The sequence below is a fragment of the Haemophilus sp. SZY H68 genome (genome assembly GCF_018829685.1).
Taxonomy (GTDB): Bacteria; Pseudomonadota; Gammaproteobacteria; order Enterobacterales; family Pasteurellaceae; genus Haemophilus; species Haemophilus haemolyticus_K.
The window spans coordinates 763681-787456 of record NZ_JAHKKB010000001.1 but is presented as its reverse complement, the minus strand read 5'-3'; the positions used below and the strand labels follow the sequence as shown (position 1 = coordinate 787456).

Annotated in this window: 15 protein-coding genes and 1 pseudogene; 7 read left to right on the top strand and 9 right to left on the bottom strand. The window is 37.2% G+C overall.

Annotated elements, in window-relative coordinates:
* Nucleotides 1-8: 8 nt before the first annotated feature.
* Nucleotides 9-1403, bottom strand: a complete 1395-nt coding sequence (gene hmrM / locus KP712_RS03660; protein WP_215768133.1) for an MATE family efflux transporter — start codon at nt 1401-1403, stop codon at nt 9-11.
* Between the two features lie 42 nt (nt 1404-1445).
* On the opposite strand from hmrM, the gene ribE reads away from it, so the two are divergent.
* Nucleotides 1446-2060, top strand: a complete 615-nt coding sequence (ribE, locus tag KP712_RS03655; RefSeq protein WP_048953045.1) for a riboflavin synthase — start codon at nt 1446-1448, stop codon at nt 2058-2060.
* A 70-nt stretch (nt 2061-2130) separates the two neighbouring features.
* On the opposite strand, the gene KP712_RS03650 is transcribed toward ribE, so the two are convergent.
* Nucleotides 2131-2727: a DedA family protein gene (locus KP712_RS03650; RefSeq protein WP_048953044.1), complete on the bottom strand. Its 597-nt coding sequence runs from the start codon at nt 2725-2727 to the stop codon at nt 2131-2133.
* Between the two features lie 224 nt (nt 2728-2951).
* Between KP712_RS03650 and rplY the strand changes: the two genes are divergently transcribed.
* The 3 genes from rplY to KP712_RS03635 all read left to right on the top strand — a co-directional run bounded on the left by rplY (nt 2952) and on the right by KP712_RS03635 (nt 15513).
* Nucleotides 2952-3239 (top strand): 50S ribosomal protein L25, encoded by a 288-nt coding sequence (gene rplY, locus KP712_RS03645; RefSeq protein ID WP_005633680.1) that lies wholly within the window; start codon nt 2952-2954, stop codon nt 3237-3239.
* 263 nt (nt 3240-3502) lie between these two features.
* Nucleotides 3503-9910: an ESPR-type extended signal peptide-containing protein gene (locus tag KP712_RS03640; protein ID WP_215770569.1), complete on the top strand. Its 6408-nt coding sequence runs from the start codon at nt 3503-3505 to the stop codon at nt 9908-9910.
* 293 nt (nt 9911-10203) lie between these two features.
* Nucleotides 10204-15513, top strand: coding sequence for an ESPR-type extended signal peptide-containing protein (locus KP712_RS03635; RefSeq protein ID WP_215770568.1), 5310 nt, complete (start codon nt 10204-10206; stop codon nt 15511-15513).
* Between the two features lie 266 nt (nt 15514-15779).
* On the opposite strand, the pseudogene KP712_RS03630 reads toward KP712_RS03635, so the two are convergent.
* From KP712_RS03630 to KP712_RS03615, 4 genes and pseudogenes are all read right to left on the bottom strand, one after another.
* A pseudogene (locus tag KP712_RS03630) lies at nt 15780-16910 on the bottom strand (IS1595 family transposase).
* A gap of 379 nt (nt 16911-17289) precedes the next feature.
* Nucleotides 17290-17550, bottom strand: coding sequence for a hypothetical protein (locus KP712_RS03625; protein ID WP_140450212.1), 261 nt, complete (start codon nt 17548-17550; stop codon nt 17290-17292).
* Between the two features lie 402 nt (nt 17551-17952).
* The gene (locus KP712_RS03620) at nt 17953-18903 is read right to left on the bottom strand and encodes a hypothetical protein (RefSeq protein WP_083071903.1); all 951 of its coding nucleotides are present in this window, start codon (nt 18901-18903) and stop codon (nt 17953-17955) included.
* Between the two features lie 2 nt (nt 18904-18905).
* Nucleotides 18906-19103 carry a hypothetical protein gene (locus KP712_RS03615; protein ID WP_111408044.1) on the bottom strand — a complete coding sequence of 66 codons (198 nt, stop codon included), beginning with the start codon at nt 19101-19103 and terminating at the stop codon, nt 18906-18908.
* A 173-nt stretch (nt 19104-19276) separates the two neighbouring features.
* Here KP712_RS03615 and KP712_RS03610 point away from each other — a divergent pair, with 173 nt between their 5' ends.
* Nucleotides 19277-19681 (top strand): helix-turn-helix domain-containing protein, encoded by a 405-nt coding sequence (locus KP712_RS03610; RefSeq protein WP_111408045.1) that lies wholly within the window; start codon nt 19277-19279, stop codon nt 19679-19681.
* A 168-nt stretch (nt 19682-19849) separates the two neighbouring features.
* On the opposite strand, the gene KP712_RS03605 is transcribed toward KP712_RS03610, so the two are convergent.
* The 3 genes from KP712_RS03605 to KP712_RS03595 form a co-directional block, all read right to left on the bottom strand.
* Nucleotides 19850-20584: a hypothetical protein gene (locus tag KP712_RS03605; protein WP_140450211.1), complete on the bottom strand. Its 735-nt coding sequence runs from the start codon at nt 20582-20584 to the stop codon at nt 19850-19852.
* Between the two features lie 11 nt (nt 20585-20595).
* Nucleotides 20596-21708, bottom strand: coding sequence for an ATP/GTP-binding protein (locus tag KP712_RS03600; RefSeq protein WP_111407857.1), 1113 nt, complete (start codon nt 21706-21708; stop codon nt 20596-20598).
* Between the two features lie 146 nt (nt 21709-21854).
* Complete coding sequence (locus KP712_RS03595; protein WP_111407858.1) at nt 21855-22178, bottom strand: helix-turn-helix domain-containing protein; 324 nt, start codon at nt 22176-22178, stop codon at nt 21855-21857.
* Nucleotides 22179-22286: 108 nt separating this feature from the next.
* Between KP712_RS03595 and KP712_RS03590 the strand changes: the two genes are divergently transcribed.
* Nucleotides 22287-23321 (top strand): IS1595 family transposase, encoded by a 1035-nt coding sequence (locus tag KP712_RS03590; RefSeq protein ID WP_111407859.1) that lies wholly within the window; start codon nt 22287-22289, stop codon nt 23319-23321.
* On the top strand, nt 23321-23770 hold the full coding sequence (locus tag KP712_RS03585; RefSeq protein WP_065265161.1) for a DNA repair protein: 450 nt from the start codon (nt 23321-23323) through the stop codon (nt 23768-23770). The genes KP712_RS03590 and KP712_RS03585 overlap by 1 nt, the downstream gene beginning before the upstream one ends.
* Nucleotides 23771-23776 lie beyond the last annotated feature (6 nt).

The following is a 23776-nucleotide window of genomic DNA, read 5'->3' as shown; positions in this document are numbered from 1 at the left end:
AAAGTTCCTTATTTGAGTTTTTCTAAACGTTGTAAAATGGCGTTATCGCTCATAGCTTGCATTTTTTTCATTCTCAAAGAAAGTAAGATCGCTGCGAAAGTGAGTGAGACCACAAAGGCAATCCAGAAACCTTTCGCATCAATGTGTGGCACAAGCCAATCTGTACGACCCAGTATATAACCAAGTGGCACACCAATTACCCAATAAGAGAAAAGGGTAATATATAAAATGACTTTGGTATCTTTATAGCCCCGTAAAATGCCGCCAACCACCATTTGGATGGTATCTGAAAATTGATAAAGTGCGGCAAATAATAATAAATTTGCCGCCATAGCGATGACAATTTCATCGGTTACGAAAATAGAGGCAATTTCATAACGGAAAAAAATCGTAATTAATGCGGTAATGATTGTCACCGTTAGCCCTAATAATAATGCGGCATAGCTCATTTTTTTCGCATTTTGTGGTGAGCCAGCTCCCAATGCTTGTCCGACTAAAATCGTTGTTGCCATACCAATTGACATAGGGAACATAAAAATGAAAGAGCTGGTATTCAATGTAATTTGATGGCTCGCAACAATGGTTGAGCCTAGCGGAGAAAGCATTAACGAAGTGAGGGCAAATAACGCCACTTCACAACAAAGTGCAATAGCAATTGGCAAGCCTAAACGCAGTAGTTTTTTAAGCGTTTTGGGATTCGGCATTTCAATTAATTGGCTAAATACTTTTAGCGAGCGTTCTTGAGCATTCGTGTAGGAATAGAACATCATCATTAAGCACATTGCCCAGTTCACAATAGCTGTCGCAATGCCACAGCCCACCGCACCAAAAGCAGGCATGCCAAATTTTCCATAAATAAAAATGTAATTAAGCGGAATATTCAGCAGTAAACCTAAAAAGGTAATGACCATCGCTGGCTTAGTTTTGGCAATCCCATCATTTAAACAACGAAAATTAATTAGCATCAAATAAGCAGGCAATCCCCACAACATCGCATGTAAATAATCGCGTGCTAAATCTGACATTTTGCTTTCCATTTGCATATATTGCAGCGGAATTTCACAGAAATAAATCAGCAAACCTAAAGGAATACTCACGCCTAACACAAGCCAAATGCCTTGGCGAACTTGATGGGCAATGCGATGGCGTTGGCCTGAACCGTTTAGGTAAGAAATAGTCGGTGGTAGCGCCAATAATAAGCCTTGACCGAAAAGCACCAACGGCATCCAAATCGATGCGCCAACAGAAATCGCTGCCATATCAGTGGAACTCACTCGACCAGCCATAATGGTATCCGCTAATCCCATTGAGTTTTGTGCGATTTGCGCTAATAAAATGGGTAAAGAGATTTTAATTAATTTTTTAATATCAGCGTGATATTGGGACAAAAGACGAAAATTCATAAATTTGATATACTAAGAAAAATTTTTAGAAAAGGAGAAAATATGTTTACCGGAATTGTACAAGGCACGGCGCTTATTCATTCAATTACAGAAAAGGCTAATTTTAGAACACAAGTGGTAAAATTACCACCTGAAATGCGTAAAGACCTAGAAATTGGCGCATCGGTGGCAAATAACGGTGTATGTTTAACCGTGACTGAAGTCAATGGTGATCTCGTTAGCTTTGATCTCATGCAAGAAACCTTAAGAATTACGAATCTTGGCTTGTTGAAAGTAGGCGATAATGTCAATATCGAACGAGCCATGCAAATGGGAACAGAAATTGGCGGGCATTTATTATCTGGTCATGTCTATTGTACGGCAAAAATTTCAAACATTCTCGCCAGTGAAAATAACCGACAAATTTGGTTTGAGCTGCCTAGTGCAGATGTAATGAAATACATTTTAACGAAAGGATTTGTTGCGGTAGATGGCATTAGCCTGACTATTGGCGAAGTAAAAGGCACGCAATTTTGTGTGAATTTAATCCCCGAAACTTTGCAACGAACCTTAATGGGGCAACGTAAAGTGGGCGATATTGTGAATATCGAAATCGATCCTCAAACGCAGGCCATTGTAGATACCGTGGAAAATTATTTAAAAGCGAGAAATTTATAGTCTATTGAAATAAAAAGAGCGGTTAAAAAACACAGAATTTTTTAACCGCTCTTTTGTTTGATGACTTCGCTTATTTTTTCGATTTTTTCCATTTCCAGAACAGAAATAGGGCAAGTAAAGCGATGAGCATATAAATCACCATTTGACCTTTTTGGATTTGAGCATGTAACCAGTCTAAATTTTTTGCACCAAGTTCGCCTAAATAAACCCAAATTGGCACAGAAATAATAGCAGCACAGAAATCAATTAAGACAAAACGTGTGTAACTTACACGGCGAGTAATGCCAGAGACCATATAAATTGGAGCACGCAAGCCGGGTAAAAAACGTGCGACAAATAACACACGGTTGCCATATTGGCTGAATTTTTCACGCACCATTCTTAAACGTTGTAATGTCACGATTTTACGCATTGGGCGGAAACGTAAAATTTTTGTACCATAAATACGACCAAGCCAATACATGGTCGAATCTCCCGCAAGTACACCAATCATACTGACGAGCAACATTAAATGTGAATTAACACTTTCAGGATAAAGCCCCGCAATCACACCACCAGAAACTAACGTAATATCTTCAGGAATCGGTACACCAAATCCACAAATAATTAAAACAAAAAGAACAGCCCAATAGCCGTACTCAGTAAAAAATCCAATCAGAAATTCCATAATCTTCCTACTTTATTTTTTAATGAATATCGTAAAAAACTGTTAAGCATTCTAATCTTTTCAGGGTAAAAAGCCTAGAAAAAGTTTGCTTTGAAAAGAGGGATATTCTATAATTCGCCGTCTCAAAGCATAGCTCAATGCTTGTCTTTGAGAGCAATATTTGGAAAATTGCTGGGTCGCCTGCAATTTTTTTCTTTTAACATTAATTTAAAGAGAACATTAAAATGGCATTTAAATTTAACGCTGAAGTTCGTACAGCGCAAGGTAAGGGTGCGAGCCGCCGCCTGCGTCACAATGGTCAAATCCCTGCAATCGTTTATGGTGGCAGCGAAGAGCCAGTTTCAATCATCTTAAACCATGATGAGTTAAACAACGCGCAAGCACACGAATCTTTCTATTCTGAAGTGATCACTTTAGTGATCGGTGGTAAAGAGGTTGCAGTTAAAGTACAAGCAATGCAACGTCACCCATTCAAACCAAAATTGGTTCATATTGACTTCAAACGCGCGTAATTTGTATTTATACAGTTTTATGTAAGTTAAAAAAAGCTCGTCAAATTTGACGAGCTTTTTTGTTTTTATAAGTAATTATTTTTCACACTATATTAGTGATATAGTGTGAAAATGTTTACATATGTAAACATTAGGTTAAATTACTTGACTTATATTTTTTCGCTGTTACTATGCGCGCGTATTTTTCAGGTGTGGGGCGGTTTATGATAAATAGATCGCCCTCAGTTTTTATGACCTTTTAATCTTTAATAGGGAAGACATCTATGAATCAAATTTTCCGTGTAGTCTGGAATCACTCAACACAATCTTGGGTTGCCGTTTCTGAATTAACTAAAGCACATAAGAAAGCAAGTTCAAGTAATACTATTAAGACTTTCTTGGGAGCAACCGCACTTTTATTCAGTTTAAATGGGGTTGAAGCTGCGGTGAATATTGAGTCTACTTCAGGTTCTAATGTCAACTCAGGTAGTACAAAAGCCTCAGGTAACTCTATTGCTATCGGCTCTAAAGCGAATGCATTAGGTGGTGATGAGATTGTTATAGGTAGAGGTGCAGGACGAACAGAAAATAATGGTTCATTATATGGTTCTGATCTAACTAACAGTGGTTTTAATATATCTATCGGTACCAATAGTCGAGTGGGTGAGAAAGGTAAAAAAGTTTCTCAGTCAGTAGCGATTGGTGGTGGAAATGGTAGCTCTGAAAATAAACCTGATGGTGCTTGGGCTAGAGGGACTCAATCTGTTGCTATTGGTGGTAATGCCTATGCTTATGGTGATTCTTCTATAGCAATTGGTGGGGATGATGTAGATGAGGCTGTAACAAAAGAAATTACATATACTAATCCTAAAAATGATCAGTCTAAAAAAGCGACTATAAAGGATGCTTTTACTGATTTAACAGGGAAAAATATTTTGTCTCCTCGTTGGACGCCAACACAAGCTTCGGATGCTGCTGTCGCTGTAGGTATGAAAGCAACTGCAGCTGAGCTTGGTGTAAGTATGGGGACATTAGCTACAGCAAGTAAAGTAAATGCTGTTGCTATCGGTTCTGGCGCTACAGCAAATCGAGATAACTCAGTAGCATTAGGTGGCGGTTCAATTACAGATAAAGTAGGAACTAAACAAACTCAAACAGTGGTGAATGGGATTACTTATTCATGGGCTGGTGGTGCAGATACTGCAGAAGGAGATATTGTTTCTGTAGGTTCTGCTGGCTTTGAGCGTCAAATAAAAAACGTTGCGGCAGGTGAGGTGAGCAATGTATCTACTGATGCAATTAATGGTTCACAACTTTATGGTGTTTTGAGTAATTTAACGACAGGCGCGTTCTTAAATTATGCGGGTGATAATGCAGTCCAACCAAATGTGGATGATACTAAGGTCATCAAACAAAGCATAGCTAACAATCGTTTAGATATTCGTGGTGGTGCAGATAAAGCTGCTTTAACTAATGAGAACATTGGTGTAAACAATGAAGACGGCAAATTGTGGGTTAAATTAGCTAAAGATTTGAAAGGTTTAAATAGCACCACTGTTGGCGGCATTGTAACCAATGCTAGCGGCATTGATATGAGCAATAAACCAATCACAAATTTAGCAGCGGGAACAAATTCAACTGATGCGGTTAATAAATCACAGTTAGATAAAGTCGCAAATAATAATATTAAACTCGGTGGTGATTCCGGGAACACTGATGCTCAGCAGTTAGATAAAACTGGTGGTTTACAGTTTAATGTGAAAGGTACAAATGGCTTGACTACAACAGCCAGCGGTACGGATGTAACAGTTAAATTAGATGATGCCACGAAAGCAGCTGTAGATTCAATTGCGAATAAAATTGAAAATAACAAAATCAAACTATCCGCGACAAATGATTCAACTTCAACCGATCAACAAGATTTAAATAAATCGGGAGGCATTGAGTTTAAGGTCAAAGGTGACAACGGATTAACTGCATCTGCGTCAGGTGATACCGTTACATTAAAATTGGATGATGCGACAAAAGCTAAAGTAGATTCAGTTGATAGTAAAATCGGCGACAATAACATCTCTTTAGGAAGTGATTCAGGTAGTACAGATACTCAGGCATTAACCAATGCAGGTGGGATGAAGTTTAATATCAAAGGTGAAAACGGCTTAACCACAACCGCAAGTGGTAAAGATGTAACCGTTAAATTGGATGATGCCACTAAAGATAAAATTGATAATGCAGCGGATAAGAATTTAAGCAATATTACCGATGCTGGTAAAAAACAAATCAAAGATCAGGTAACTTGGAAAGCGAAGGCTAATAATTCTGGAATCGCCTTGACTGAAGATACGATTGATGACGATGATACCGCTGAAACTATTGGTGCAGACGGCATATTAACGCTAGATGCAGGTAAAAACTTACGTTTACAACGTAAAGGTAAGGTATTCACTTATGGATTAGATTCTGATTTAACAGGCATTAACAGCATCACTGGTTTAGCTAGTACATTGCCAGTAACAAAAAATGATGCAGCTGCACCAACAACCAATCAAGCAGCACCAACCAAAGTGGATGGAACAAAAGCTGCGTCTGTAAATGATATTTTAAATGCCGGTTGGAATTTAAAAGAGAATGATACAGACAAAGATTTTGTTAAAGCTTATGACACAGTGAAATTTGTTAATGGTACTGGTACCACTGCGAATGTAACAGTCACTGACAATGGAGCCGTAAGTGCGGTTAAATTTGATGTGAAAAAAACAACGATTGCCGAGGATATAGCTAAACCGGGTACGATGAAAGCGGGTGATGCAGGAGATAGCTTTGCGACAGCGAACGATGTTGCAAATGCGATTAATAGTGCATTCTGGACTGTAACTTCCGAGAATGATGGCGGAGTGTTAGAGGGTAATAAGACAGAAGAAAAAGTTAAAGCTGGCGATAAAGTCACATTTAAAGCAGGTGAAAACATCAAGTTAAAACAAGATGGTAAAAGCTTTACTTATTCTTTAAATCCTGTGTTAAGTAATATCACGAGTATTGGTGGTAATGGAACTACGATGACCTTTAATCCTGAGGGTGTTGATTTAGGTAGTAAAAAAATTACAGGTTTAGCGCCAGGTGAAGCTCCAACTGATGCAGTTAATAAGTCACAGTTGGATAAAGTAGCAACCAATAAAATTAAGTTAGCTGGAAATTCTGGAGAGACAGAGGAGCAGCAATTAGATAAAGATGGTGGCTTACAATTTAATATCAAAGGTGAAAATGGCTTAACCACAACCGCAAGTGGTAAGGATGTAACCGTTAAATTGGATGATACTACCAAAGATAAAATTGATAATGCTGCAGATAAGAATTTAAGCAATATTACCGATGCTGGTAAAAAACAAATCAAAGATCAGGTAACTTGGAAAGCGAAAGCGAATAACTCAGGAATTGATTTAGACGATGATACGGTTGATGACGATGATACCGCTGAAACTATTGGTGCAGACGGTATATTAACGCTAGATGCAGGTAAAAACTTACGTTTACAACGTAAAGGTAAGGTATTCACTTATGGATTAGATTCTGATTTAACAGGCATTAACAGCATCACTGGTTTAGCTAGTACATTGCCAGTAACAAAAAATGATGCAGCTGCACCAACAACCAATCAAGCAGCACCAACCAAAGTGGATGGAACAAAAGCTGCGTCTGTAAACGATATTTTAAATGCCGGTTGGAATTTAAAAGAAAATAATACAGACAAAGATTTTGTTAAAGCTTATGACACAGTGAAATTTGTTAATGGTACTGGTACCACTGCGAATGTAACAGTCACTGAAAACGGTGCTGTAAGTGCGGTTAAATTTGATGTGAAAAAAACGACCCTTACTGCAGATGCTGATAAAGGTACGGTATCAGCCGGTAATGCAGGGGATAGTTTTGCGACAGCAAATGATGTGGCGACAGCTATTAATAGTGCATTCTGGAATGCAACTTCTGCAAAAACTATAAATGGGGAGGTATCTGGTACTAAAGTACAACCAGTGAAAGCTGGCGATACTGTGACATTTGAAGCAGATAAAAATATCAAGCTTACTCAAGCTGATGGTAAGTTTACATTTGCAACTAAAGACGATGTTGAATTTAATACAGTAAAAGTTGGCGGCAAAGAGGATGGTAAATCTCCAGTTGAGTTCAAAACAGAAAAGGCTAAACCGGCGAGTAATAATGGAGACAATAATCCAACAATTGCGTTAAATGTAAGTTCTGCTGATGGAAAACCTACACAAATTACAGGTGTGGCTTCATCATTAAATAAAGCACCAGTAACAACTGCGCCAAATGGTAAGGATGGGGCTAAACCTGAATCAAATCTAGTTGATTTGGCAAATGCCACTACGCCAAATGCAGTTGCAACTGTAGGTGATTTACAAAACATGGGCTGGATTGTCGGCGCACCTGAAAATGGTTACGTGGATACAGTAAAGAACGCGAATAAAGTAGACTTCAAAGCTGGTTCTGGCGTTTCTGTAACGGGTAAAACTGTAAATGGTATCCGCGAAATTACTATTGCTGTTAAAGAGGGTGAAGTCGTAAAAGACGGTGATCTTACTGCAGTCGTAAATGGTGAAAGTACCCCAGTAACTAAAGTGGGAGATAAGTACTATAAAACCTCTGATATCGATCCTAAAACAGGTAAGCCTGTTGATGAGAAAGTATCACCAGTAACGCCAGATGAAGGCACTACACCAATTGCTAATGCAGGTGATGGCTATGTAACAGGTAATAAAGTTGCTACAGCGATTCAAAAATCTGGTTTTGTTGTTGGTAAGCAAACAGAGACATTATTGGATGCAGACTTTAAAAATGAAGATGAAAAAGTGAATCCTAATGATGAACTTCGTTTTGCAGACGGTAAAAATACAAAAGTTAAGTTGGCAACGAAAGACACTGTTGATAGGGAAGGCAATAAGGTTACGACCACAACCGTGAAATTTGATGTTGATACTGGCACGGTTACAAGTAATAAAGATGGTTCTGTTTCAGGCCCAGTTACGCCTGACATGAAGAAAGCCTTAGATGATGCTAAAAAAGCATTAGCAGATGCAACGACACCTGAAGCGAAGAAGACTGCACAAGATAAGATTGATGCTGCAGAGGCTAATATCAATAATGCTGGTAACCAAATTGCAACCGCTCAAGGTGTTGCGGATGCAATTAATAAGTCAGGCTTTACTTTAACAACTTCAGAAAATGGTGGTAAGAAACTTTCTGGTAAAGATGAAATTATCAATCCTGGTAAGAAAGTTGATCTTGCAGCAGGCAAAAATATGACTGTGAAACAAGACGCTGAAGGTAAAGTCACTTATGCAACAGCAGATGAAGTAAACTTTAGTAGCGTTCAATTTGGTGATAATGGTCCGAAGATTAATGCTGCAGGTGATAACATCAATATTGGTGATAAAGACGGTAATTCAACAAAAATTACTGGGGTTAAAGCAGGTGATATTTCTCCAACAAGTACAGACGCGGTAAATGGTGCTCAAATTTATGCATTAAGTCGTGGTAATGTACCAAATGTGGAAAACATCACGGTAACAAACCCTGATGGTTCAAAAACGACTTATAAAGATATTGTTGTTGATGAGAATGGTACACCAATCTTAAAAACCTATAATGTACAAGGTCAGAAAGAAATTATCACTAACTCTGTTGTTGAAGCAGTCCACAATATGAATGAACAAGGTATCAAGTTCTTCCACTCTAATGATGGTGTAAATCGTCCTAAAGTGGAAACTGCAAATAGCTTTGACTCAAGCGCAAGTGGTAAATTTGCGACAGCAATTGGTAAAAGCGCTGTTGCCCATGGTGATAACGCTGTTGCAATGGGGAATAGCTCTAAAGCATTGGGTAATGACTCTATTGCAATCGGTACAGGCAATATTGTTGAGGCTAATAACTCAGGTGCCTTTGGTGACCCTAACGTAATTAAAGCTGATGCAACAGGAAGCTATGCATTTGGTAACAATAACGTGATTACGACAAAAAATACATTTGTATTAGGTAATGACGTTAATAATGCAGGCAACTCCACTTCGAGAGAAGGCACCGTTGAAAACTCTGTATATTTAGGTAATAAATCAACAGCAACAGCTGGAGATGGAAGCCGTACAGCAAGTTTATATAACATTAAACAAGATGGCACGAAAGGAACAAGTACTACAGCAGGTTCTGTAGGCACTGTAATCACAGCAACGGTAGGTAATATGACTTACGGTGGTTTCCAAGGAGCGAAAGCAAATGGTGTTGTTTCAGTTGGTGCAGCAGGAGATGAACGTCGTATCCAAAACGTAGCAGCGGGTGAAATTTCATCAACTTCTACCGATGCAATCAACGGTAGCCAGTTATATAGCGTGGCTAAAGGTGTAGGTAATCGTATTAATAACTTACAAGGTCAGGTTAATAGATTAGGTAAACGTATGAATGCAGGTGTAGCTGGTGCGATGGCTGCTGCTAACTTAATGCAACCTCACAAACCAGGACAATCAGCTGCGATGGCTGCAGTAGGGCAGCATCGTGGAGAGGCAGCATTAGCCGTAGGTTATTCTCGTATTTCTGATAATGGTAAATATGGTATAAAATTATCCATGGGTGCAGATACACAAGGACAAGTAAGCACAGGTGCTGGCGTATCTTATTTCTGGTAATTCGATTTTACACTATGTTTGATTTAAAGCCTCCGTATATGCGGAGGCTTATTTTTTTATATTAATTTGGCATTATAATAGGTTTATGAGGCAGACAGTTTAATTGCAATAGTGAGTTTATTGAAAGTAAACGTTTACATATGTAAATATGTGTAAATTTCAGGCTAAATTTCTTGACTTATAGTTTTTCGCTGTTACTATTCCGCAGTATTTTTCACGTTTAGGGTGGTTTATGAAAGAGAGTAAGTCGCTTTAATTTTTTATAATTTTTAACTTTCAATAGGAATACATCTATGAATCGAATTTTCCGTGTAATCTGGAATCACGCAACGCAATCTTGGGTAGCGGTTTCTGAACTTGCTTCAGCAAAGGGCAAAACTAAATCAAAAACAATTTCAAAATTAGCCGCACTTTCGTTAGTCACTTGCTCTCCTCTTATGGCTGAACATGCGATGGCTGCTACTTATATTAATCAAGCTGAAGTTAGCACTAAAATTGCGGATCCAATTAAACAAATTGCAATATTGCAAGGATCTTCTCAGGCTGCGAAAAATTCAGACAGTACTATCCTTATTAGTAATAATCCTCTTGTTCGCGCAGGTTCTGTGAAGATTGGTTTTGATATTGCTGATAATCAAGATGGTAATGCTGGAGATACGTTAATTGGTAACCGTATCTCTGCTGGTGGACAGGGTGGTAAAGACTCAATGGCTACCGCTGTTGGTTATGGTGCTCAAGTAGCAGGGCCGGCTGTATCTTTAGGTATTGGTGCACGAGCTGATATTAATGATAATAAAGGTTGGAAGGCTGTACATAATAGTGGTGTTGCTATAGGTGCTTTTTCTTCAATCGGGGGTAATAGAGATGGTGGGGTTGCAATAGGAGCTATTGCTCAGGCTGATACTCATGGGTCAATTGCTATCGGACAATTATCAGGTGCATATCGCGAGTTTTTTGATCGTGATGCTACATCGCAAAGGCTAGGAACTGTTTATAGAAATTCTGAGTCAAATGCTGACTCGACAATTTCTATTGGTAAAGAGGCGGGTGCTCGAGCAACAAGTAGCATTGCTTTAGGTTATGGCGCTACTACTTCTACTATAGGTTCGAATACGATTGCATTTGGTACAAACAGCGTTGCAATTAAGAACAATTCAATAGCATTAGGTAATAATGCAGTTGCAGGTGGATATTCAGACTCTGATCAAACCAGTATCAATTCTAAATTGAATAATCTTAAAAGTGATCTTGCTAAAGCTGAAACAACCTTAACTCAAGAGGAGGAGAATCTAAAAACAACAGATACTCCAGAGCAGAAATTTAGAGTCGCTAGTGCAACTGCAGCGGTTGCTCGTTTGAATTTAGCTATAAAACGTTTGGAAAAAGATCTAGGATACTCTGCCTCAGGAAAAGACGCTACTACTGACGCAATTGCCATTGGTAATGCGTCAAGAGCAACAAACGAAAGTGCTCTTGCGTTTGGTAATACAGCTAACGCAACAGGTAAGGCATCTATTGCGCAAGGTAAAAATACACAAGCAACGGCTGAAAACGCTATCGCAGTGGGTACGAGCTCAAATGTAAGCGGTGCAAACTCCGTAGCATTAGGTGCGAATATTACTAAATTAACAACAGCAAATTCAGTTGTATTAGGTGCGAACTCAACAGAAGTAGATGGAACAACAGGTGCGTCTCATGCAGTTCAAACTGTAAATGATGCAACAGTTCGTACTATTGCTGGTCCTAACTTTACTTATTCTAATTTTGCAGGGAAAGTTGCTGACGCTGGTCGCTATGTAAGTATTGGTCAGGTAGGTACAGAGCGCCAAATTAAAAACTTAGCCGCAGGTGCAGTTACCCCAACTTCTACAGATGCAATCAATGGTTCTCAGTTATATGCATTGATGGATCGTGTTGAAAATAAACAAGAGCCTGTGGTTTATACCAATAAAGCTGGTGACAAGTTAGTTAAAGTTGGCGATAAATTCTATAAAACAACTGACTTAAATGATAAAGGTCAACCAAACAATGTAAATCAAAACGTGCCAAATGATGATGTAATTGCCTCAATGAATAATGCTGGTAATAACACTACAACCCCTATGGCATTGGCTAATATTGCAGGAAACTTACCTGGTGCAAATGGTTCAGATTCCCCTTTAGCTTCAGGTGAATTACCAACGGGAGATAAAGCACCTAAGACCTCAAATGCTGCAACTGTGGGCGACGTGTTGAATGCTGGTTGGAACTTAACAGAAAACAGTAAAGCACGTGATTTTGTTAAACCTTATGATACTGTTGATTTTATTGATGGGAACGGTACGAGCGTTAATGTCACTACAGATACTGATGGTAAAGTAAGCCATATTAAATATGACGTTAAAGCAGCAGACGATAGTATTACTGTTGGTAAGGATGGCATTAAAGTAAATACTGGTGAATTTGCAGAACCAGTATCACCAGCGAAAGATGATACTTCTGGTCAAGTTGCACCTAAGGAAGGCGATAACAAGAAAGTCGCGAGCGTAGGGGATGTTGCTAATGCAATTAACAATGCATTCTGGAAAGTAACTGGCGATGAAGATGGCGGTAAATTTACTGAGGATAACAAGACAAGCATTGAGAGCGTGAAAGCTGGTAATACAGTAACGTTCAAAGCAGGTAAAAACATCAAGTTAAAACAAGATGGTAAAAACTTTACTTATTCGTTAAATCCTGTGTTAAGTGACATCACGAGCATTGGTGGTAACGAAACCACTATGACTTTTAATCCTGAGGGTGTAGATTTAGGTAATAAAAAAATTACTGGAGTTAAATCTGCATTAGATGCTAAGCCAGTAACAACAACTCCAGGTACCCCGGTAACTGAGCAACCTAACTTGGTGAATTTAGGAACTAAACCAGGTGAGAAAGCTCTACCTGAGAATGTATTAAATTCTGCAGCTACAGTTCGTGATTTAGCGAATATGGGATGGATTGTATCTTCTGATAAAACAACTGATGCTACTGATGCTACTGGTGCTTTAGGTGCAGAATACAAAGATACAGTGAAAAATGCGAATGAAGTAAAATTCATTGGCACTGGCGCAGCAACGGTATCTGGTAAAACTGTAGATGGTATTCGTACTATTACAGTAGATGTAAAACAACCAGAAACTGAAACTTTAATATCGACAGGCGGAACGGTTACAAATCCTGAAGGTGATAATGCTAACAAATTAGTAACTGCAGGTAATGTTGCAGAGATGATTAACAATTCAGGCTTTACATTAAAAGCGGATAAAGTCGAAGGTGGTGAAAATACTACTGATGGTGATAATGCTAATAATGAAAAACTGACTGAAAAAGGTGAGTTAATCAAACCAGGTTCAACAGTAACGATGAAAGCAGGTAAAAACATGACCGTTAAGCATGAAGCAAACGGCAATATTACCTATGCAACAGCATCAAATGTTACTTTTGATAGTGTTCAGTTTGGTGAGAATGGTCCTAAGATCACTAATAAAGGTGGAAACATCAATGTTGGTGATAAAAATGGAAATCCTACACAAATTACAGGTGTAGCGTCATCATTGAAGACTGCACCAGTAGAAACTGCACCAAATGGTAAGGACGGGGCTAAACCTGAATCTAAACCTAATCTTGTTGATTTAACAAACGTAACTACGCCAAATGCAGCTGCAACAGTAGGTGATTTGCAGAATATGGGCTGGATTGTCGGTGCGCCTGAAAATGGTTATGTAGATACTGTGAAAAATGCAAATAAAGTAGACTTTAAAGGCGAAAACGGTATTTCTGTAACGGGTAAAACTAATGATAAGGGCGTTCGTGAAATCACCATCTCTGTTGCCGAAGGTAAAGTAACAAACGATGTGAATGTTACTAAAGCTGATGGTACAGTTGTAAATGGTGTAAAAGGTCCTGATGGTAAACTTTATGAAAAAGGTCAGGATGGTAAGCCAGATACTTCTAAACCAATTACTCTTGCAGAAGGAGATAAGGTTAACAACGAAGGTTCTAAATTTGTAAGTGGTAACGCTGTCGCTACAGCTATTCAAGAATCTGGATGGAACATTGGAAAAGCTGATGCTAAAGATGTAACTAAAGCATTTGAAAAAGAAGCTAAAGTTCATGACAAAGTAAATCCTAATGATGATGTTAAATTCGTAGATGGTCAAAATACTGTAGTAAAAATGGTCACTGTGGATGCAAAAAATGAGGATGGTTCGAAAAAAGCGACGACTTTTGTTAAGGTGGATGTAACAGGCTTACCAGTTCAATATACTGATAAGAATGGTACACCAGTAACTAAAGTGGGTGATAAATACTTTACTGTTGATGATAAAGGTAATCCAACTACAACAGAAGTTGCACCTGCAGATTTAACAACTAACATGGTTAATCCTGCGGCAAAACCAAATGAAATTGGTGCACCAACGACATTAGGTAATGTGAAATCTAATCTTCCATCTGTAAATGATGCAGATAAGAACGCTAAAGATGTTGATGGTAACCCTATTGCAGGTAAAGACAATAAATCTGCTCCAATTGGTGCGGCAAAAGCAGCAGATATTGCAAAAAATGCAGGCAATAATGCAGCGACCGTATCTGATGTGTTGAACGCAGGTTGGAATTTACAAAATAATGGTAAAGATAAGGATTTTGTAAAACCTTATGACACCGTAAACTTTGTAGATGGTAAAGGCACTAAAGCTGTGGTAAAAACTGAAGAAGATGGCACAACAAGCAACGTGAAGTTTGACATTGATACAGGTAGCATCACCAATAATGTTGATGGTAGCGTTCAAGGCCCAGTTGTGACACCAGAAATGACTAAAGCATTAGAAGATGCGACAAATACATTAAATAACTTACCAGCGAATGCTCCGGCTTCGGTTCGTAAGGCTGCTGAACAAGCAGTTGCAGATGCTGCAAATAATATTGCAAATGTTGCAAATAAAGTGGCGACTGCACAAGATGTAGCAAATGCAATCAACAAGTCAGGCTTTACATTAACCACTTCAGCAAATGGTGGTGAGAAAATTTCAGGTACGCCAGAAATGATCAATCCAGGTAAAAAAGTTGAAATGGTTGCAGGTAAAAATATGACCGTGAAACAAGAGTCTAACGGTAAAGTGACTTACGCAACTGCTTCTAATGTAACCTTTGATAGTGTTCAGTTTGGCGATAATGGTCCTAAGATTACTAACAATGGTGGAAATATCAATGTTGGTACAGCGACAGGCGCACCAACTAAGATTACAGGCGTAGCACCAGGTGAAATTTCAGCAACTTCAAAAGATGCGGTAAATGGTAGCCAGTTACATGCGATGGGCAATAAGTTACAGGGCCAAATTAATAAATTAGGCAACCGTATGAATGCGGGTATGGCGACTTCTGCAGCTATGGCAAACTTGTTACAGCCGCATAAACCGGGTCAATCTGTGGCAACAGCAGGTGTTGGTCAACACAAAAACCAATCTGCGGTAGCAGTGGGGTACTCTCGTCTTTCTGATAACGGTAAATACGGTGTTCGTTTCTCAATGGGTGCTAATACTCAAGGTGAAGTGACGGGTGGTGCAGCAGTAGGATACTTCTGGTAATTTCACCGCACTCTCGGCATTATGTAGCAGTTGCACAAAGTCCGAAAATTGACTAAAACCGTATTCCAAATTAAATGCCTTTCCGAGATGATCTCGCGAAAGGCATTTATTTTTTCTGAAATTTTACTAACAACATCATCATTTTTCACGCAAATTTTCCATTTTCCGCTGATTTGAGCGTAGCTAATCCGCTCGACCGCGATTTTGGTAAGCTAATTATCTCTTTCTATTTAAATCTGATGAAATATATCTAAGTCAGTTACAAGTTATGCAGCCAACAGCATTTCATCATACTTCATCTGTTCTTCTAATCGCTTGAAGTAATTTTGTGAAATTTCTTCGGGCGCAAAGGCTTGCATGCCAATTAACTCACCTTGACGGTGATTCCCTTGCCAATAACCGACCCATTCTTTGAGTGGTAATACCCATAAACAGCGTTGAAGTACATCAGAAAATAATTCACCATTGGATTTTCTACGATTATCCGACATAAATGCCGCTTGATTGGCGTAATGCAGGGCATATTTATTATCGGTTTTGTGATGTACGCCACGATGTAAATCACGAAAACGTGCGTTAAAGGATTCCGCAAGGTTGTTGTTTATGCCTTTGGCACTAAAGGCTTCTTGATGATTGACCGACCAACGCGTGTAATGGAAATCGAGGTTGTGATAGGCTGGATTTTCATCGCACATAATATCACTGCCTGCGGTGACAAAACGTTGATTTAAGGCGAATACGGTGTTGGCACTTTCGGTGTAATCCATCGCGACAATGGTGCGATTTGAACCCCACATTTGTTCATCGTTGGCGGAGCGTTGGTTCAAGCTGATAATACAGCGTTTAGTCGGGCGGAATTTGGGAAATCTCCGTCCTTTTTCATGTTGGCGTTGTTTGTAGTTGTTTTTGCGGTAGTTTGGCTTGCGTAGGGTAAAATTAATCTACGCCCCATCTTCGTGAATCTCACCTTTCATCGGGCGTAAATCACGCGTTTTAAACAGAGCTTCACGCAACTTATGACAAAGTACGAAAGCGGTTTTGTAATTGATGTTGAGGTGGCGACTAATATCAATGGCACTAATGCCTTTTGAGCTGTTTACCATCAGTAATGTAGCGGCAAGAATATCAACCAAAGGGAGCTTGTGAAAAGCAAAAATCGTGTTGGTGGTAATATAAAAATAACGTTGGCAATGTTTGCAACACCAGCGTTTGCGAGATTCGAGAAAATAGGCGTGGTGGCGAATGCCGCAATGCGGACAGCAGACATCACGAATGTTATCAGGATTGCCCCAGCGTTTTACTTTGAGCAGGTGAAAGGCTTCGCTTTCGGTTAAACGGAAAATATCTTTTAGTCCGATATTTTTGGATTTACTTGCCAATAGGTGATGTTGAGCCATTGTGAATTTCCTTGTGTAGTACAAGGCATTCGAGATTTGCTAAACGCTAGACATAAAAAATCGCCCACTTGAAAATTCAAGTCGACTCAAAGCGTTTATGTCTCGAATACCGTAACACCACAAAGAAATCCGTGGATTTTTAAATAAAAATGGCGACAAACTTAAAATAGAATCTTGATATAAATGCAAGGTTCTACGCCTATTGGTTCATCTTACTTCCAATAAGGAAATGTTAGGCTTAATTAAATAGTGGTTCGTTGGCAAATTGTAGTCATTCTTGGTGGGAATTTTTTCCTAAAGAATGAGATTTGAATGTAATCCTAAATGATGGATTCGTCAAGTAACCCCCCCTTCGGGGTTGATTTACAAGTATGAATAATCAGGTTCTAGTTGTTCGTTGAACCTTGATAACCTGTTCATAGCCACAACAAGGACATTTAGATTTTCTGTCATAAAAATTTGTGGTTTTATTATGTACATCTGTTGTGTAGTAATGAGAAAACTGATCTTGACCTAAATAACGCAATTGAGTTGTGCTTGTTTGGTGTGTACCTGTATGCTGCATATCAAGTTTCTCATATTCAGATAATTTGCTTGTAATGAAGCAATATTGACATTGGTACTGTTTCCTTTTTGACATATAAAATAGATAAAGACCAATAATGATAGCACCAATCAGATATAACCCATCTCTGATTTCTGTTGATGTGTTCATATTGAATAGAATCACTACTATTGCAATAATTAGTCTTAAATACCGTATTTACAAGATTATCTACTTTAGGTGAAAAATTGAATTTTCTACTAATAAATGGATAGATAATTTTAAACAGATTAACAATAATAAACTTTAACATAGTGAGTTCCTTTTAATAGGATATGTTATTTATAACATCGCAAGGTGATTTTCTAGTAATCTGTAATGGATTAGGTAAACAGCTTACACATACAATATCAGATTAGATCAGATAGAATATTGTTTCAATAAAAAGCAACCATTACTAGGTTGCCTAAACTATAATATAAAATTATTAGCGGTTTCTTATTCCCATTTTATTGGTATAGAAGCCACTAATTTCCAACGTAATTTTTCATCATCTGGAGAAGAGACGCGCGCATACGGAGTAGTCGAATCATTAGTGAACTCATCTTGATATTCTTCTTTAATACTATCATATTTTATAATATTAATTTCACCATCAACTAACTTTGTCGCTATACATGCAGAATCAGAACTGACCACCGTTCCATTAAGTAAACCCAAAGAACCTCTGTAAGTTTTAGTGTCTGCATTGCAACCATGACGCATAAAGTCTTTCAGACTACCTAATTTTAGATTCATTTTTACCCTATAAGATGCTTGTTCTGACCAATCCTTTAACTTAGAAATTAAATCTATTTGTTTCTGAGATGGTTCTATATAAAACACCAATTGGTCAAAAGGTTTTCCACTTGCTTCTTCAATACTAAAAGAGGAAACTAAATTTTCTAAATCTAATTTAACTCTTCCTTTATCTTTATAAAGGGCGTGTTCATATTCAATATTTGGACCATTAGCATTTTTAATTTCATAGGAACTCTCGGAAAGTAGATATTTTTTAGCCTTATCAAGGTGATCCTTATAATCATTCTGTAATGATTCAAAATTTTTCTCTAAATACTCTGTGGCTTCTGCCTGTTTACGCTTTAATGAATCATCATTGTTACAATCATATCTAGGAAAATACTCGCTATTTCTCAGATCTATCTTATTTTCAACAAAATAATCCATATATTCATGACGATATAGCATGCCCTTAGCAGAGATCATTTTCACATCTGAGCGACACATGTTTTTTACAGTATGAGGAAATTCAGCTTCATCTAAATTTCCTGATTCTCGATAAGAAAGATCATAATAGGACATGTCATCATATACCGACGATAAAACATCTAACGTACAAAGTGTAGCAACAGTAGGGAAAATAAATTTTCCAAATTTGTTAAAATTCATGATTATTTCCCTGTTTGTTGAGATTTATTGCTTTCTTCGTGTTGTTTCTTACTAAATTTTGCAAACAAGTCTTTCGGATATGTACATACTATCTTTAAGTAAGTTTTGAGAAAATCGGGAGAATTAACGTCAAGCCCAGCGGTTTTACGGTGAGCAACGTAGCAGCCAACAATGAGATAAAAGTAGATGATTTCTTTCATAATTTGTCCTTAAATGCCTAATTAGATAGGTTAAATTTGAATGAATATATGGTTCTGGGCGTGTGTAATTTATTTGTTTTATGATAGAATTTGACTTATAAATTAACTAGCAACAGGTAGTGTCTATTAGCTTCCCTCGTTGTGGGTAAGCTAACCTGATAGTGGGTGATACGGTGAGTGTGAACGAAAAAATCCGAAAAGTCAGAGAATCTAAAGCATGGTCGCAAGAGCAAATGGCTGAAAAGCTGAATATGTCATTAAATGGCTATGCCAAAATTGAACGCGGCGAAACGAAGCTATATTTAGACAAGCTGGAGCAAATTGCCCAAGTATTTGATATTGACGTAGTTGAGTTGATGCAATCTGATGGTAAGAATATCTGTTTTCAAATTGAATCGCCGCTAGGTTCAGTGTATCAAGGTGGTGGGGAAACTCAGTTACTGATTGAGATTGAGCGGTTGAAGTTGGAGCTTTCTCACGCTAGAGAAAAAGAAAGTTTGCTTACCAAAATGCTTGATCAAAAAGATAGTGAGATTCAAGCATTAAAAGATTTACTAAAAATGGTAATGCCTGAATAAGAGGTATATAGGACAAAAAAGTTGCTAATGTTTAGTTCCATAAATGTTAGCAACTCTTTTTTTAGAAAATCCTTTATAAACATGGACTTACGCTTTGGGGGTTAAACTATTGTGATTATTTTGCCTATACGCTCAACTATTTTGTCCTATATACCAAAATATTACTTACTAAAAAATAACAGAGCTAAAATTACGTTTAAAAAAAGTTAAGCTAGTATTTACTACATACACAAAGCCCTGTTTTTTAAATTCTATTTGTTTACGAAGTAGAGCAAATAAATTATTGTTACTATCTCCTTTTATCTCTGTTATACGTTCGATCTTTTCACTATGAGCTAGGATTATTCGTCTAACAATATCATTATTCAAAATGTCTGTTTTATTGATATTTGAATATTGAGCAGAAATACTTTTGTAATTTCCCCAATCACATTCATCTACTGTTAAATCTAAAAAGGAACGGTCTTCTTCACTTTGAAAATATTGATAATGCTTATATGATTCATGCATTGGATAATTTATCAATAACAAACCATATCCTGTTTCATCTTGGAAATGTTGAGATAATTGTAATAGAACTTCATCATTGAATTTAGGGTCATGCGGTTCAAAATCAAAAATCAAAATAATATCTGTAAATCTTTGATTTAATATCTCTAAGTATTGTTCTGAATTTGTATTATTCAAATTTCTAACTCTGCTCTTTAATAAATTAACAATATCTAAATTAGAAATGTCATCAAGATCATAATTATTTTTTATGTAATCATAAAGAGAATAGATTGAGCTTTGATATTGATATATACTTATATCTTCTTCTATTTCAAATAAGGTAATTATTTTATTAAATAACTTTGGTTCTGATTTTTTTCCTTCTGTAATCAATAATATTTTGCTTGGCATTTTCAATTCCTTTAATCAAACTCGCCCGCCTGATATAATTTTTCTAAATTATGCCCTTCCTGCAAATCTCTTTTTGTTAGATAAGGTAAGGATTTAATTTTCTTAGAACTTAGAATGAAATAACAATCAGGTCTTAAAAATTCATTATTCATCAAATCTGTATTATGAGTTGTAAATATACATTGTATTTTAGGAATCTTTTTAAATTTATCAATGATTTTCATGGAGGCTTGATAATGATAGCTTGCATCAAATTCATCTATATACAATAAGGAAATTGCATTTTCAGCCCATTTATAAATAGCAAATAAATTTAATAAACATTTTGAACCACTAGATGCATTCGTTGAAAAATCTAATAAATTTCCATTTTTAAACTTAAAATATAAGTTCTTTTGTTTAGTAGGTAATTCTTTTTGCACAACAGGAATATCTAAATCAATAATATCATTTAAAAACTTATTGAAATCATCAATATATTCATGTTCAAGAATATGATTTATTATTTTCTCTTTAGAATGTTTTGAATTATCTATCCCTAATTCATTTGGAGATGGTGAAAAAACATAAATTTTTCGTATAAAATCAAAAAGAGCAACAATACTTGAATTTCTATTGCCCGGAGATGTAGAGTTGTAATAATGCTTAATTATAGAATATGAACTATCAATTGAATCTAATTCTAGATTATCCAGAAGTTCTTTTGCCTGTATGAGTTTTTTATTTTGAAAATCAAATTCAAATTCTACTATATCATCTATTTCAAGCTTTTCATAAGTTAAAATATTTGAATCTTTTTTATGGTAAGAATATTTAACTTTAGTATCTTCAAATTTGAATTCAAACGAGAATCTAGCATCAGGATATAACCCATTTGCATTTAAATAGTTTGTGCCACTTTCGAATTGATTATCATTATTAGATAAGGTTCTCTTTAAATCTAAAAAAACCTTCCCTAAGTTAGACTTTCCTCGACCGCTTTTCCCATAAATTAAAGCTTTTGATATAATCCCATTTTCTACGCATTCTTTGTTGAAAGAGTATTTTTCATCTACATTAGATAAATCAAAAGTAAATTTATCTTCAAAATTCATAAAGTTTTCAAACGAAGCTCTCAACAACATAATTTTCTCTTTTTGATATAAAAAGTGCCATAACTCCCTGATTTCTTAGATAGAAAAAAACGAAGGTAACTTGAAAATAAGGGGGTATAGTCTTTTTAATATTACACTAAAATTTTAATCTTGTCAAGCCATAAGGAAAAGGTAGGTTAAGTTAACTTTTTGAATAGTACCTCAAACGCAGTTTTCGTATCATTCGACATCATTCGGTAATGATTGATAAGGGCTTGTTCTTTTGCTTCTAATTCATCATTAGGCAAGCCGTAGTACATTTCCCCTTTACCTGTTAGCAACCAGTTAATGTCAATGTTCATTGCTTCTTTAAACTTAATCAGAGCTTCTACGTTCGGTTCTCTTTCATTACGCAAATAATTCTGAATGGAACGGTAAGGAATACCAGAGGTTTCTGAGAATGCTTTGATATTCAAATTTTTATCTTCAATAACTTGTTTTAGTCTTTCACTTATGCTCATTTGAGTATTCCATATTGACTTTGTATGTTCTTTAGGGTAATATTAAAACGTGAAAATTACCCTAATGGGTATATTTTAATGTTAAGCTATCAATAAAGCAAAGTTATTATGACTCAACACTACCTTTTATCAAGCTCGGCAAGGAAGCTGCACCCTATCAAGATGGCACAGCTATCTGATAGTGAAGCGCGTGCGTTGCTATGCCAAATCCGTTGGGGAAGTGAGGAAAATGTCGTGTGTCCGAAATGCGGTGTACAACACGTTGCCTATCGCATTGCCAGCCGTAATCAATGGCGATGCAAACATTGCCATCATACTTTTAGTGTGACATCAGGCACAATTTTTGCTGACCGCAAATTGTCTATTCAGACTTACCTGTACGCTATCGCTTTATTCGTAAATGCCGCCAAAGGCTTATCTGCTTGTCAGCTTTCGCGTGATTTAAACGTACAGTATAAAACTGCATTCACACTTGCACACAAAATCCGTGAAAGTCTGCAAATTCAAAAACAGCTTTTCCCATTATCGGGCGAAATTCATATTGACGGCACTTACGTCCATTCTGCACCACGTCCTAAAAATAAGAAAAATGAACGTGTCGATAGACGTTTAAAAGCGAATGCAAATCCGAATAAACGTTCTATTTTGGTGATACGAAACCGTTATAGTGAAGCGGAAACGGCTCAAAATCCACATTTCATTGGAGCGAAGAAAACCTTAACATTTCAGATTTTATCGGAAAATACCCAAGTCGTGAATAAACTTGCCACCACCTACATTAAAGCAGGTAGTCGCATTCACGCAGACGAAAACTCGGCTTATGACGAATTGATGATTCACTACGATTTACGCCGTGTGAACCATCAAAAAGAATACCGTAGCGATGAAGGTATCACTAACAATCTTGCAGAAAGCTATTTCAGTCGCTTTAAGCGTATGATTATCGGCACGCACCATAAAATCAGCAATAAATACCTCGATAATTACGCCAATGAATGTGCTTATCGTGAAGATAATCGCCGTGTCGATAACCTTAGCTTGTTCAACAGTACGCTTGAGCAATGCCTTGCCACCGACAATGCAACCGACTGGCAAGGCTATTGGCAAGGTAATCACCGTCCAGCAGAAAGGCTCATGATGTAATGGCAAAGAAAATCTACCTTAGTCAAATTCAGGCGAAAGTCGACCGCTTGCAGCGTGAACGAAAGCAAGTATTAGAACACCTTGAATTGGTTGATAGCAAAATCAAAAAGCTCCAAGATGCCTTAGAGGTGATGGAAGCCGAAGCTTTGACTAATGAATACGATACCGAGGTTTACTCTTATCGTACTTATAAACGGCGATTTAAAGGGAAACTCCGCCAATTATTACTGGCAGAATTAAAAGCCGAACCCGACCGATATTTTACCGTGAATGAGTTGATTAAACGCGTATTAATCAAGTGCGGTCAAGAACCTATCATTCACCCTCAACATACCGTGTCGATGCGTGCTGCGTTAAAGCATTGGCTTGATAAAGGTGTTGTAGAACGATTGGAAATTAATGTGGTGGACGTGAAATGGAAATTCAAAGATAATGAGCTTAAAACATAATCAATT